Below are 14255 nucleotides of genomic sequence, written 5' to 3'. Positions count from 1 at the left end.
GAATTTAGTCAGAGTGCTTTAGGTGTTACATTGTTTGATGTGAATCAAATAGAAGTTTTAAGAGGTCCACAGGGAACAACTTTTGGAGCAACTGGTATGGCAGGTGTAATAAACATTCAAAGTAATGAACCTACAAAAGAGACTGAAGGGCATATTGAAGCAACAATAGGTGACTACAATACAAAAGCATTTGGTGCTGCTTTAGGTGGTACATTGATTGAAGATACACTACTTGGTAGAATTTCTGTATATAAAAATACTAGTGATGGGTTTATGGATAATTGGTATCTTGATAGTGAGGATAATTTAATAAGTCAAGATGATGTTAATAATATTGATGAACTCACACTGAAAGGACATCTTCGCTGGTTTGCTTCTGATAATCATACGATAGACTTGAATTATATTCATCTTGATATTGACAATGGGTATGATGCTTTTAGCCTTGATAATACACGAACAACGAATTCAGATGAACGAGGGAAAGATAAACAAGAAACAGATGCATTTTCTTTAACATCAACCTATCAAGTTAATCCAAAGATGCATTTAGTATCTAAGGTAAGCCATAGTGATTCAGACCTTGAATATAGTTATGATGAAGATTGGTCATATGTTGGACAGTTTGATGATACATCGTATGGAGGATATAGCTATTTTGACCAATATCTTAGAGATCGTGAGCAAACAGATATGGATGTAAGATTGGTATCAGATGAAGAGGGTCGTATTTTTGATAATTCTACTGATTGGACTATGGGAGTATTTCTTAAAAACTATACAGAAGACTTAACTAGAAATCGTAGAAAAGGAGATGACTATGTTTTCTTTACAAATGAATATAAAACAAAAAACAGAGCAATCTATGCTCAGTTTGACAGTGAATTAACACCAAAGTTAACACTTACAACAGGTCTTAGAGCTGAAAAATGGGAAGTAAGTTATTCTGATTCAGATGCTATAAATATCTCTACAGATGAAAATTTATATGGTGGGAAAATAGGACTGCAATATCAACAAGATAGTAATCATTTATATTATATGAGTTTATCTAGAGGGTATAAACCAGGTGGTGTGAATGCAGATAATAACCTGAAACCAGAAGATAAAGAGTATGAAACTGAAACTTTATGGAATCTTGATGTTGGGTTGAACTCTAGTTATCTCGATAATAAGTTTATCAGCCGATTCAATCTCTTTTATGGTAAACGAGATGACCAACAAGTTAAAATATATGAACCATTAGGACCACAAGACTGGGTTGACTATTTGAGTAATGCGGCAGAAGGACATTACTATGGATTAGAAGCTCAACTTGATTATTATCCTAATGATAATATTCATCTTTATGCTAGTCTGGGTTTATTAAAGTCAGAATTTGATGATTATGTTGCATATGATGATGAGGGAAATCCTACTGATTCGTTTTTAGAAGGTAGAGCACCTGCACATGCACCAGAATATCAGTATAATATAGGAATCAACTATATGTTCATTGAAAATTGGATGTTTAGGGCCAATGCAGAAGGTAAAGGAAGTTATTATTTTTCTAACACACATAATGAAAAATCAGACTCTTATACATTATTTAATAGTAGTTTAGAGTATACATATGATAATTGGACAGCGACTGTGTGGGTAAAAAATATAACAGATGAAGATTATTATGTAAGAGGTTTTTTCTGGGATCAAGATCCTAGACTTGACTATGAATTTTCACGTTTTACACAGTTAGGTGCACCACGAACATTTGGTTTTACAGTAGCATACGATTTTTAATCTGTGTTATAATACACGATGTTTAAACCAATCCAAACTTTACTTTTAACTCTACTCCTTAGTATCACTTCATTAGCAAGTGATACTAAACCTACACTTACCATCTACACCTATGATTCATTTACTTTCTCTTGGGGGCCAGGACCTAAGATAAAAGAAGCTTTTGAAAAAAAGCACAATTGTCAGGTTAAATTTGTAGGAATGTCCAGTTCCATAGGGGCATTAAGGAAGATACAGCTTGAAGGTAAAAATACCAAGGCAGACATCTTACTTGGACTAGATACCAACATAGCACAAGCTGCAAATAAAACCGGACTTTTTGAAGCACATGATATGAATACTTCAAATTTAGAATTGCCTGTTGTATATACAGATGATTATTTTGTACCGTATGATTACAGTTATGTCGCTTTTGTGTATGATACAAATAAGGTGAAAAACCCACCATTGTCATTTGAAGCACTGGCTTCTATGCCAGAAGATTTTAAAATCGTCATCCAAGATCCTCGTTCATCTACACCAGGGCTTAGTTTGCTTTTATGGGTCAAAGAGATCTATAAAGAGAAAGCAGGGGAGTATTGGAAAAGACTCTCTCCTCATATATTGACTATCACTAAAGGATGGTCTGAGGCTTATGGTTTGTTTTTAAAAGGTGAGGCAGATATGGTCTTGTCTTATACGACTTCTCCTGCTTATCACATTATAGATGAAAACAGAACGAACTTTAAAACGGCACATTTTCAAGAGGGACATTATGGACAGATAGAAGTTGCAGCTATGCTCAAGTCTTCTAAAAACAAAGATCTGGCGAAGAAGTTTTTACATTTTATGCATAGTGAAACATTTGCTGATATCATCCCTACTGGAAATTGGGCATACCCTGTTGTCAAAACAAAACAGGGTTTACCTAAAGCTTTCGAGACTCTCACCCAGCCATCCAAAATGATCTTACTTGATGGAAAAACAGTAGAACTTAATAGAAAATCAATCATCAATGAATGGCTGAAAGCACTGGAAAGATAAAGATGTTCAAAGATGTAAAAAGGTTGAAATATTCACTGCTACCAGGTGGTTTTGTATCTTTCCTGCTGATAGGATTTGCATTTTCACTGTTTTTTATACTTTTCATTTCACAAGATTATGCCTCTGTGACACAACTTGATGCCAGAGTATTTTCTCTTCTGAAGTTTACAGTATATCAAGCATTTTTATCTACATTTTTATCGGTATTGGTAGGGATCTCTTTAGCCTGGAGTCTGGCACATCAGTCAAACTTTAAAGGGCGTTCTTTATTGGTGGCACTGTTCTCTTCCTCTTTGGTGTTACCGACACTCATCGTGGTATTTGGCCTTATTGCCGTACTCGGACGTAATGGATGGATTAATCAACTCAGCCTCACATTGTTTGATCATTCATTCGGATCTTACCTTTATGGCTTAGGCGGTATTTTGGTAGCACATGTGTATCTAAATGCTTCGTTTGCTTCCAGGTCACTATTGCATGTGTTTGAATCTATCCCGAAAGAGAAATACAAACTTGCAAAAAGTTTGAATTTTACAACGTATCAAAGATTTATCTACGTAGAGTGGCCAGCTTTACGTACCACACTTTTAAGCATTGCTTCAACCATATTTCTGTTGTGTTTTACTTCATTTGCCATAGTACTTGTACTTGGCGGGTCACCTGCATACAATACATTGGAAGTGGCTATTTATGAAGCGGTGAAACTTGATTTTGATATTTCTATGGCTTTGAAACTGGCACTTATCCAATTGGCTATGACTACTTTGCTTGTAATCTTCTCTTCTAATTTCAGAACCAATGTTGGCAATGTAAAAACAAGTATGCTCATTATACCTTGGTCTGAACCAAGACATATAAAACGGTTTCAGGTAGCTATCATAAGTTTGTTTGCACTGTTTTTTATCTTGCCTCTGCTGGCCATAATCGTCGATGGTATAGGTGCCGATTTTGGTAGAATACTTGCAGAGCCTCTTTTTATCAAATCTTTTTTTACAAGTATTTCACTTGCAACAGTCTCGAGTATCTTGACGGTACTCTTTGCAATCTTTTTAAGTGATACAAAAAGAAATTTTACCCTGAGGCATCGTTTATCTGACAATAGATCTTCAAAGTTTTTGAACACGATCGTTTCTTTTTCGGGGAACCTTTATCTTGCGATTCCTTCATTGATCATGGGACTGGGATTTTTTCTTTTATCACAAAAATATGAAGCGCCACTCGTCGTATGGTCTACGATAGCACTACTCACTGCAAATGTACTTATGTCATTGCCTTTTGCATTGGCTGTGTTAGCACCTGCAATGCAAAAGACTGCACAAAGGTATGATAAGCTTGTCTTCTCATTAAACCTTAGTACAGTTCAACGATGGGTCTATTGTGAGTACCCTTACTTAAAATCATCCATTGGCTATGTCTTTGCCTTGTCTTTTTGTTTTTCATTGGGTGATTTGGGTATCATAGCATTGTTTGGATCGGATGATTTTTTAACTCTACCGTGGTATTTGTATCAGCTTATGGGTTCTTACCGTACAAGTGATGCTGCCGGGGTTGCATTGATTCTTTTAGCTATTACATTGAGTGTATTTATTTTATTACCAAGATTATTTAGGAGTACAGTTGCTAAACATCATTAATTTAAAGTATCAGCACAGTAGTGCTGATAGTATCTATGAGTATTCTCTGTCCGTAAAACCTAAAGAGATCGTAGCAATACTAGGTCAAAGTGGAAGTGGGAAATCAACACTTCTTGATCTTTTGGCAGGATTTTTACATGCATCAAGCGGCAGTATAAAATTAGATGAAAATGAGTTGATAGAAGAATCTGTTGAAAAAAGACCTATCACGATCCTATTTCAAAACCATAATCTCTTTGAACACTTATCGGTACAGAAAAACATACTTTTAGGTATAAGTAAAACACTTAATAACAGTAAAGAAGATATAGAAAAGGTAAAAACGATACTTGAAAAAGTAGGACTGGAAAAGTTTGAACATACTTTGGCCTCATCGCTCTCGGGCGGACAACAGCAACGTGTTGCACTCGCACGTGTACTGATCAGACGTGAACCTATATTACTTCTTGATGAACCCTTTACAGGGTTGGATGCAGATACAAGAATTGAGATGCTTGATCTGGTTAAAAAACTAACACTTGAAAATAACCTGCATACCATCATGGTCACACATGAGATCCAGGATTGTGAACGTATTGCCAATAGAGTGTATAAAGTAGAGAATCAAAAGATCTTTGAGCAATGATAGATCAACTAAAAAAACATCCTTTTTTTAAAGAAAAACATATTACTTCATGGGAACCAGTAGAAATACAAAGTTTTTGTAATGAAAACTATTTAGTTATAGCAGATCAAAAAAAATATATAGTTCGTAAATTTTTACGTACAGACATAGACAGAGATTTTGAGTATAAGGTGCATACCCTTGCATTTGATGCAGGTATTACTTCTGAGTTACTTCTGTTTGATCTAGACAAAGGTATGATGATTTCATCATTTTTAGAAGGTGTGCATAAAGATACTTTGAGTGAAAATGACTTCATACTTTTAGCGGACACATTAAGAAAAGTACATAGTTTTCACATACAAGCAGAACCTGTAAAAATAAAGATTCAAAATAAATCTGCTGATCTAAAGCAAGCATTGGAAATCATTACTCAACATGATAAAGAATTAGTTTTGTGTCATAACGATCTGAATCCTAAAAATATACTTTTCTCAAATGATGTCAAGTTTATAGACTGGGAGTATGCAGGTGTCAATGATAAGTATTTTGACTTGGCTTGTGTTTGTGTTGAGTTTGAACTAAGCCCCCTAAAAGAACAATACTTTTTAGAATCTTATTTTCAATCTAAAAAGAGTAATGAAGACAAATTAAGAGCTTACAAAATACTTTATACTGAACTATATAAAGAATGGTTTTTAAACAATAAAACGCAATAATAAAGGGTAAAAATGACTAATACTCAAAAACCTCTTTCATAGGTATTTTTAGCATTTCAAGTGATTCCAAGAGTGAAAGCTAAATTAGCAGACGCCTCCTCCACATGGTGATTGACCTGTAGCAAAAAAACGGGCAGTCACGGTATCCATCGTTGAGATGTGTGTTTGAAGCCAGGTAGGTAAAGCTTCTATAAAGTAGATCTTTAGTGTCTGGATATCTCTTTGCTGCTGCCAAGAGGAAAAGAGATTTCGCATCTCTTGTAGAGCTCTGTCATGTTCCCCTTTATGTGCAAGGTAGGGAGGAAAACGCATCTCTTGCATCTTGATCTCTTCATTTTGAAAATGGATGACCGTATGTTCTATCCACTCCTTATAGAGTTCATCTATAACTCGAGCACTTTCTTCACTGCCATCGTATTTTAATATATGTTCAAAAATATTGTTAATGATATCTACATCTTCTTTGTGAACTTCATTCATAAAGTCCATATCGACTTGTGGTATTTCATGATGATCTATAAGCATAGATTTCCTTTAATAATTTTATTCTACCGTAACAGATTTAGCCAGGTTTCTTGGCATATCTACATCATTACCAAGCCTTACAGAAATTTCAAGTGCAAGCAATTGTGTCACTACCATCATTTCAAAAAACTCTAACATCGGGTGTGAATCATACTTTGTTTGTATGAAGTCATCAGCCAAATCAAATGGCTCTGGAGAGATAGCACAGATCGTTGCATCTCTGGCACTTAGTTCTTCTACATTTGATTTGATCTTATCGTAGTGCATGGTCTTTGGCATAAGTGCAATAGTGAACAGTTCACTATCAGCCAAGGCGATAGGACCATGTTTCATTTCACCAGCAGGGTACCCTTCCGCATGCATATAGCTTATCTCTTTAAGCTTTAATGCACCCTCAAGTGCGAGAGGGAAGAAGATGTCTCTACCAATGAAGAAAAACCCATGTCCATGTAAATAACGTTTTGAGAGTCTATTCAGTTTCGCATGTAAGGTATCAGTGACTACCAATGCTTTTGGAGTATGCAGCATCGCACCTATTTCAGTTTTGAGTACCTCTTTTGAAACCGTGTCTTTTTCTTGACCCACATAAAGTGCTAGCATCCAAAGCACCATGGTCTGTGTAGCAAAAGCTTTGGTACTAGCCACCCCTTTTTCTATACCGGCTCTTGTTAAGATGGCAGCATCACTTTCCCGCACGATGGAAGAGTTGTCCACATTACAGATACTAAGACTTCTAAGTCCAGCTCTTTTTGCCATTTTGAGTGCCTCAAGTGTATCTGCAGTTTCACCACTTTGTGAAATGGTAATGAAGAGTGTATCTTCTGTGAGTAAAGGTTTTTTATATCTGAACTCAGAAGCGATCTCAACGTCACATCTTACTTTTGCTATACGTTCAAAAAGGTAAGCAGAGGTAAGGGCAGAGTGGTAACTGGTACCACAGGCACAGATCTTGATAGCAGAGATCCCTTCAAAGAACTTTTCATCCAGTTCATCAAAAGCAATTGCATCATCAAGTACACGGCCCATCATGGTTTCACTCATGACACGACTTTGTTCATAGATCTCTTTTTCCATGAAGAAACGGTATCCATCTTTTTGTGCAAGTATTTTATCTGCAGAAAGTGTTTGTGTGGCGAAACTTGTACTTCCATCTTTGTTAAAGAGATGTACCTTGCCATCTTGAACATAACCATATTCACCATCTTCAAGATAGTAAACTTCTGTTGCTTTACCGATAACAGGGGTATCAGAAGAAGCAAAATAGACTTCATCGTTATCAAAACCTATCAGCATAGGAGAGCCATTTTTTGCAAAGAAAATGGTGTCAGGTGCTGCCTCGGTGATGAGAAGGGTTGCATAGGCACCATCCAGTCTTTTAATCGTTTTTTCAAACGCAGAAAAAGCTTCATTGGATGTATTGTAATATTTTTCAAAAAGGTGTACGATCGTTTCGGTATCTGTCTGGCTCAGGAACTTGACACCTTCGTTTTGCAGTTCAGTTTTCAGTTCTTGATAGTTTTCGATGATACCATTGTGCACGACATAAGAGTATGCACCTAAGTGTGGATGAGCATTGAGTTCTGTTGGTTTACCATGTGTTGCCCATCTGGTATGGCCTATGGAGATACCAAAACCTTCACTCTTATAGGCCTTGGTTTTATTACGTAAATTTTCCAATTTACCTATTGCTTTATAGTCATGAAGTTTATTTCCTTCAATGACTGCGATACCAGCAGAGTCATATCCTCTGTATTCAAGTTCTTGTAAGCCTTCGAGCAATATCTCTTTTTTTTCTTTAGGTCCTATATATCCAACAATTCCACACATCTTATTTATTTCCTGTAAGTTTATCTATTATAGTGTCAACATTATGACAAAAGTTTCCATTCCTTTCGATGAGGAACATATCTTTTACACGGTTCTTCAGGGTATGTATCTTGGCAGTTGCAATGTCAATACCCATCTGATCAAAGAGATAGATAATATACGCAAGTAAACCTTTTTGATCTTTACAGTCAAGATGCATAAGCGCATATGTTTTTGAATGTTCACAGTCAATTGTAATTTCATTTGACTGAATGTGGGGAATTTGTGGCGTACTGCTTTGACTGGGTTTAAATGCATTATGGATCATCTCCTCGATGAAATCAATTTCTTCTGCACTTACAGTTTCAGAAAAGTCTATTTTAAAATATTTAAGACCATCAAAAAGTTTACATATATCCATATGTACCACATCCAATCTTGAAAGTTTTGAAAGCAGATAACTTAAATTAAAATTATCTTTTCTTATGATCTCGATCGTCAAATATTTTGTATTGTTGATGGCAAATTCATAAGTTTCTGTTTCAAAAGCTTTTTTAGTTACAGCGAGTATACGTTTTGTGTCGTAACGTAAAAATAGAAGATTTGAAGGTATTTTTAAAATCTTTTTTTGTTGTATTTTACTCAAATTCTGAAACTCTGAATTACGTTTTAGTGTCGTCTCTTTTTTGATACGTTTTTCAGTTTCATCCAGCATAGTCTTTTGGTCCAAAATATCCAAAGATTGTGTGTAAAGTGTTTTGATGAGTCTTGCGTTGAATGAAGTATAGGTACCTTTACCCACACCCTTCATATCTGCATACGTCAAGATATAGATCATGTCCAAAAGTTTTTTTGTTTTAAAATGTGAAGCAAAAGAGAGTAGAATCGTTTCATTATATATATCTTCTCTTTGGGCAACTTTACTCATGAGTGTATGATATAGTATGAGTGTTTCTCCTATTTTAATGAGAGCATCGTCTATATGTAGCTTGTTGGCAAAAATTTTAAAGAGAGAAGCACCTACAAAATGATGATCGCTTTTACGTCCTTTCCCTGCATCGTGTAGAAATACAACAATTTTCAGCATAGCTTTTTCATCACTCTCAAGTGCATCCCATAGCATTTGTATAAAAGCGTCTTTTATATGCTCCAAATGGTAGAGACACTGGAGTGAATGTATATCTACGGCATACTTATGGTATCCATCAAATTGAGGTAGATCAACGACTTTTTTAATAGGGGGTATAGTGTATCTCAAAAGTTTTGCATAAGAGAGTGCTTTAAAAATAGAGCAACAATGCTCTTGATAGAACAATGTTCGGATAGTAATGTATAATGTCTCGTCAAGACGTTCAGGTTTATTGATACTGGTGAGTTGTTGTAATAATGTTGGATGTGCATAAAAAGATTTATCGGCATGGTCTCTGAATTGTATGAGTATGTCATTGAGATCTTGTGTATTTTCACGTGGGTAGATGTAGTTTTTACCTGCATCTTCTTTTTTGTATTCATGTGTAAGTGTATCGAGCCAGATGATACTGTAGAGTCTTATCGTTTTAAGACTTTCTGTTACTTTCTTAGCAAAACGCATCTGCCCTTTTTTACCGTCTTCATAGCCAAGTAAACGTGAAATATAAGGGATAAGATCAAGACGTAATTTATCTTCCTTTTTCTTTGCAACAAGATGGATCGCAGAACGTACACGAAAAAGAAACTCTAAAGCGATACGAAAGGCTCGGTATTCTTTCTCTGACACAATATCAGAGGGGAGATTTTTTATATTATCCACATTAAAAAGTACTTTCCCTATCCAAAAAACAAGATTAGCATCACGAAAACCACCTACTCCTTCTTTAAGATTTGGTTCCATTGTGAGTGGGTATTTACGGTGTTTGATCTCTTGCTCTTCCAACTTAAGTCGTATGAATTCTTCTATATTGTCATGACGTATTTGTGTGATAGCATTTTGTGTTTCTGTCCAAATGAATGTCGATCCCTCAATCATACGAGATTCAATCAGTGCCGTTTTAATGGTTATATCTGTTTGAGACACGCCATACAGATCATCTACTGTATGTACTCTATGTCCAAGTTTTAAACCAGTATCCCAAAGGATGTAAAGCATTTTTTCGATCATCTCTTTAAGGTTATATCCAGGTACGTCTTTGTAGACGATCATGAGGTCTATATCGGAATGTACACAGAGCTGTTCTCTACCATAACTTCCCAATGCGACAAGTGCAAGAGGAATGGAATTTTTCATAGGAAGATAATCGCCAAACATGTCTCGGGCAGCGACTTTATAGACCAGCTTTAAAATGCTGTCTATTTTTTTAGTATGCTTTACAAGAAAATCTTTTCCTCCCGAAGTAGCAAATGCCTCTTCAAGGGTGTCAAAGTAGGTTTTAATATCTTTTTTGAGTACTTTAGCTATCTCAAAATCTGCAGCATTATTATAAAGCAACTCTTCTATCTGGGCTTTAACTGTATCCAATATACTCTCCGTAATGTTATACTCTCCGTAATGTTATTCAGAAGGTTCTTTGGTATAATACCCAAAAATAACTATGGACTACTCAGATGGATTTGATACAAAAAGTACGTAACAAAGTAAGACTCACTCAGGAAGAGGGTGAAGCACTTTATGATTTGGATCTCTATACACTAGGTGAACTTGCTGATGAGATCCGAAGAGAAAAGTATGGTAATAAAAGTTATTTCAATATCAACAGACATATAAATCCTACCAATGTATGTGCAGATGTCTGTAAATTTTGTGCTTACTCTGCAAGCAGAAAAAATCCAAACCAATATACTATGACACACGAACAGATCTTAGACATTGTGAAAAACTCTGTCAAGAATGATGCAAAAGAGATGCACATTGTCTCAGCACACAATCCTAATGATGGCGTTGAGTGGTATATGGGTGCATTCAGAAAGATAAAAGAGCAGTTTCCTGACTTGCACATCAAAGCGATGACAGCAGCAGAGATAGACTTCCTGACCAGAGAGTATGGACATAGCTACGATGAAGTGATCGACATGATGGTAGAAAATGGTGTTGACTCTATGCCTGGCGGTGGGGCTGAAATCTTTGATGAAGAAGTACGTGAATATCTTTGTAAGGGCAAGGTCACTTCAGCCCAGTGGATAGAGATACACCAAAAATGGCATGAACGTGGTAAAGAGAGTAATGCCACTATGCTTTTTGGGCATGTTGAGACAAGAGCACACCGGATAGACCATATGATAAGACTGCGTGATCTGCAAGACAAGACAGGAGGATTTAATGCATTTATTCCTCTCGTGTACCAAAGAGACAATAACTTTCTTAAAGTAAAAGAGTTTCCTACAGGACAAGAGATACTCAAAACCTATGCCATCAGCCGTATCATGTTAGATAACATTCCGCACATTAAAGCGTACTGGGTGACTGCATCAGTTAATCTAGCACTGATTGCTCAAGAGTTTGGATGTGATGACCTGGACGGTACTATAGAAAAAGAGTCTATACAAGCTGCAGCAGGTGCAGCAAGTTCTCATGGTATGGATCTTAATGACTTTGTAGCACTTATAAAAAACTCTGGCTTTCAACCCATTGAACGTGACAGTCTTTATAATGAGTTGGAAACCTACTAAGATGGAGAAATGCTACTACCCTTATGAAGATTTTTTAGCAGATACAAAAGACCTGACAGACAAGATAGATTGGAAATTTGACAGTATTATCGCTATTGCCAGAGGAGGGATGTCTTTAGCGCAACTCCTAGGAGAATATTATGATATCAGAGAAGTCTACAGTATCAATACTATTGGATATGAAGATACAACCAAACTAGGAAGTGTTAAAGTGTTTAATATTCCAGAATTATATGAGGCTAAAAACGTACTCATTGTGGATGACATCGTAGACAGTGGTGACACTTTAGTAGAAGTTTTGAAGGTTTTACGTCAAATGTATCCAACAGTGATCTTTAAAACAGCTTCACTTTTTTATAAGAAAAGTGCTAAAATAGCTCCAGATTGGTATGTACAGGAAGCAGATAAATGGATCGGATTTTTCTGGACAGAAGATATAAAGAGGAAGATATAAAATGGTATTAATGATAGATAACTATGACAGTTTTACCTACAATGTAGTACAGTATTGTAGGGAACTTGGTGCAGATTTAAAGATCATACGTAATGACGAGATGACTATAAATGAGATAAAAGCACTGAATCCCGATAAGATCATTCTTTCTCCCGGCCCTGCTACGCCGGATGATGCAGGTGTTACATTGGATGTGATCAAGGAATTTGCAGACACTACACCTATTTTTGGTATCTGCTTAGGGCATCAGAGTATTGCACAGGCTTTTGGCGGAGATGTGATAAGAGCTAAAAATATGATGCATGGGAAAACGTCACAGATCATTGTAGATGCAGAGACACCTATCTTTAAATCATTGCCAAATGAGTTTAGAGCTACACGATATCACTCCTTAACGGTGAAAAAAGAGACTCTGCCTGATTGTATTATTGCAACATCGCATAGTAAAGATGATGATGAGATCATGTCCCTGCAGATCAAAGATAAGCCTATATACGGTGTACAGTTTCACCCTGAGTCCATCATGAGTGAACATGGACATGAAATGTTAGATAACTTTCTAAAACTCTAAGCCTATATAATGAAAAAGCAGCATTTCCTTTTAGCATTCTTTTTTTATGCTATAGCTGTTTTTTATCTTGCGTCAACAACTCCGATCACTGCGCATGAAGCAAAGATACTTTATACTTCGACCGATATTGTAAGTATACTGATGAGGTGGGGTGATAGTCTTGGAATGGGCTTTATAGGCTTCAGAGTTTTTTTTATTTTTTTTGGGTTTGTGAGTATTGGACTTTTTTATGAGCTGAGCAGACGTTATTTTAAAAAAGATGAAGATGTCTATCTCTCAACACTTATTTTTATGTTTTTACCTGGAATCCTCACCGCAACAACCTTGGTGAATGTAGCCATACTTGTATTACCACTGGTGTTACTTTTTGTCATACTGCATGGAAAAGGACACTATCTTTTACTCCCTCCGATTATGCTTGCACTTTTTTTCATTCATGAAGCGTCTATTATTTTCTTTGTTGCGGTGTTGCTTTACTCTGTGATGCATAAAGAGAAGAAACTGGCTATTTTTTCACTTAGCTTTCTCTTGGCTTTTCTCTATTTGGCTAAAGGCATAGAGATAGGAGGACGACCTTCTGGACACTTTGTAGAGATATTTGGATTGTATGCTACGGTTTTTTCACCACTATTGTTTCTTTATTTCTTCTTTGCGATGTATCGGATCTTGCTTAGAGAGAAAAAGACACTGATATGGTATATATCATTTACAGCACTGGCCTTCTCTTTACTTCTATCTATTAGGCAACGTGTCAATATTACGGATTTTGCTCCTTATGTTATGATCGCTATTGTGCTGATGTTGGATGTATTCAATCATTCGATAGGTGTGCGTTTACCACAATTCCAAAAACGTTATAAACGTGGCTTTATCGTTGTGATGTCATTTCTGGCTTTGAGTGTTTTTCTGATTGTGGGACACAAATTATTATTTTTGGTATTGGATGATACTAGAACACATTTTGCACACCGTATATATAAACCCTATCTTTTGGCAAAAGAGTTAAAGTCTGAAGGTATCGAGTGTTACGATGGTGCACATGGAAGAGAACGTTATCAGCTCAGATATTATAAAATTCTCCCTTGTCCTGAGTAAGTGCTTTATATCTTCAGAAACTGTTTCTAATATACACAATATTTACTTTCTACTTATATTTTATATTACTTTTGCAAAAGTTAAATCTATCTCCTGCTAGACTATTAAGAACTAAACTAAAGGAGAACTCGATGGCTCAAAAGGCGATTAGAGAGTATGACGCAAAGTCAATTCTAGCAAAACATTGGGATAAGTATTTCCCACATTTTACTTATGCATATGAAACAGTTATGGTGCAAAACGGATCAGAACTAACAGAAGCTGCAAAAGCAAACACATGGTTGAACGAAAAGGCATTGGTTGCAAAACCAGATATGCTTTTTGGTAAAAGAGGTAAAAATGATTTGGTACTTTTTAGAGATTCTAAGCCAGGTGATGTTTCATTAGCTAAAGCTGTTAGCTG

General features: G+C 36.0%; 12 protein-coding genes and 1 pseudogene. 10 read left to right on the top strand and 3 right to left on the bottom strand.

The window, feature by feature from the left end:
- From ABYK33_RS08215 to ABYK33_RS08195, 5 genes are all read left to right on the top strand, one after another.
- On the top strand, positions 1 to 1779 hold a 1779-nt coding region (locus ABYK33_RS08215), incomplete at its 5' end, for a TonB-dependent receptor (protein ID WP_373032629.1).
- Between the two features lie 18 nt (positions 1780 to 1797).
- Positions 1798 to 2802 (top strand): thiamine ABC transporter substrate binding subunit, encoded by a 1005-nt coding sequence (gene thiB, locus ABYK33_RS08210; RefSeq protein ID WP_373032628.1) that lies wholly within the window; start codon positions 1798 to 1800, stop codon positions 2800 to 2802.
- A gap of 2 nt (positions 2803 to 2804) precedes the next feature.
- On the top strand, positions 2805 to 4436 hold the full coding sequence (locus tag ABYK33_RS08205; RefSeq protein WP_373032627.1) for an ABC transporter permease subunit: 1632 nt from the start codon (positions 2805 to 2807) through the stop codon (positions 4434 to 4436).
- Positions 4420 to 5061, top strand: coding sequence for an ATP-binding cassette domain-containing protein (locus ABYK33_RS08200; RefSeq protein WP_373032626.1), 642 nt, complete (start codon positions 4420 to 4422; stop codon positions 5059 to 5061). The genes ABYK33_RS08205 and ABYK33_RS08200 overlap by 17 nt, the downstream gene beginning before the upstream one ends.
- The gene (locus ABYK33_RS08195) at positions 5058 to 5759 is read left to right on the top strand and encodes a choline/ethanolamine kinase family protein (protein ID WP_373032625.1); all 702 of its coding nucleotides are present in this window, start codon (positions 5058 to 5060) and stop codon (positions 5757 to 5759) included. Before ABYK33_RS08200 ends, ABYK33_RS08195 begins: the two co-directional genes overlap by 4 nt.
- Positions 5760 to 5843: 84 nt before the next feature.
- Here the strand turns inward: ABYK33_RS08195 and ABYK33_RS08190 are convergent, their stop codons facing one another.
- The 3 genes from ABYK33_RS08190 to ABYK33_RS08180 are packed head-to-tail and all read right to left on the bottom strand — an operon-like array spanning position 5844 to position 10584.
- The gene (locus tag ABYK33_RS08190) at positions 5844 to 6284 is read right to left on the bottom strand and encodes a bacteriohemerythrin (protein WP_373032623.1); all 441 of its coding nucleotides are present in this window, start codon (positions 6282 to 6284) and stop codon (positions 5844 to 5846) included.
- An 18-nt stretch (positions 6285 to 6302) separates the two neighbouring features.
- Positions 6303 to 8111, bottom strand: a complete 1809-nt coding sequence (gene glmS, locus ABYK33_RS08185) for a glutamine--fructose-6-phosphate transaminase (isomerizing) (RefSeq protein WP_373032622.1) — start codon at positions 8109 to 8111, stop codon at positions 6303 to 6305.
- Position 8112: 1 nt separating this feature from the next.
- Positions 8113 to 10584: a nucleotidyltransferase gene (locus tag ABYK33_RS08180; RefSeq protein WP_373032621.1), complete on the bottom strand. Its 2472-nt coding sequence runs from the start codon at positions 10582 to 10584 to the stop codon at positions 8113 to 8115.
- Between the two features lie 86 nt (positions 10585 to 10670).
- On the opposite strand from ABYK33_RS08180, the gene mqnE reads away from it, so the two are divergent.
- The 5 genes and pseudogenes from mqnE to ABYK33_RS08155 form a co-directional block, all read left to right on the top strand.
- Positions 10671 to 11732: an aminofutalosine synthase MqnE gene (gene mqnE / locus ABYK33_RS08175; RefSeq protein WP_373032620.1), complete on the top strand. Its 1062-nt coding sequence runs from the start codon at positions 10671 to 10673 to the stop codon at positions 11730 to 11732.
- Complete coding sequence (locus ABYK33_RS08170) at positions 11713 to 12186, top strand: phosphoribosyltransferase (RefSeq protein ID WP_373032619.1); 474 nt, start codon at positions 11713 to 11715, stop codon at positions 12184 to 12186. The genes mqnE and ABYK33_RS08170 overlap by 20 nt, the downstream gene beginning before the upstream one ends.
- A 1-nt stretch (position 12187) precedes the next feature.
- Positions 12188 to 12757 carry an aminodeoxychorismate/anthranilate synthase component II gene (locus ABYK33_RS08165; protein WP_373032617.1) on the top strand — a complete coding sequence of 190 codons (570 nt, stop codon included), beginning with the start codon at positions 12188 to 12190 and terminating at the stop codon, positions 12755 to 12757.
- A gap of 9 nt (positions 12758 to 12766) precedes the next feature.
- Complete coding sequence (locus ABYK33_RS08160) at positions 12767 to 13852, top strand: hypothetical protein (RefSeq protein WP_373032616.1); 1086 nt, start codon at positions 12767 to 12769, stop codon at positions 13850 to 13852.
- 131 nt (positions 13853 to 13983) lie between these two features.
- A pseudogene (locus ABYK33_RS08155) lies at positions 13984 to 14255 on the top strand (ATPase); the annotation flags it as partial.

Source organism: Sulfurovum sp., from assembly GCF_041562805.1.
Classification (GTDB): domain Bacteria; phylum Campylobacterota; class Campylobacteria; order Campylobacterales; family Sulfurovaceae; genus Sulfurovum.
The sequence above is the reverse complement of the archived record's forward strand: the minus strand, read 5'-3'. Positions and strand labels throughout refer to the sequence as shown.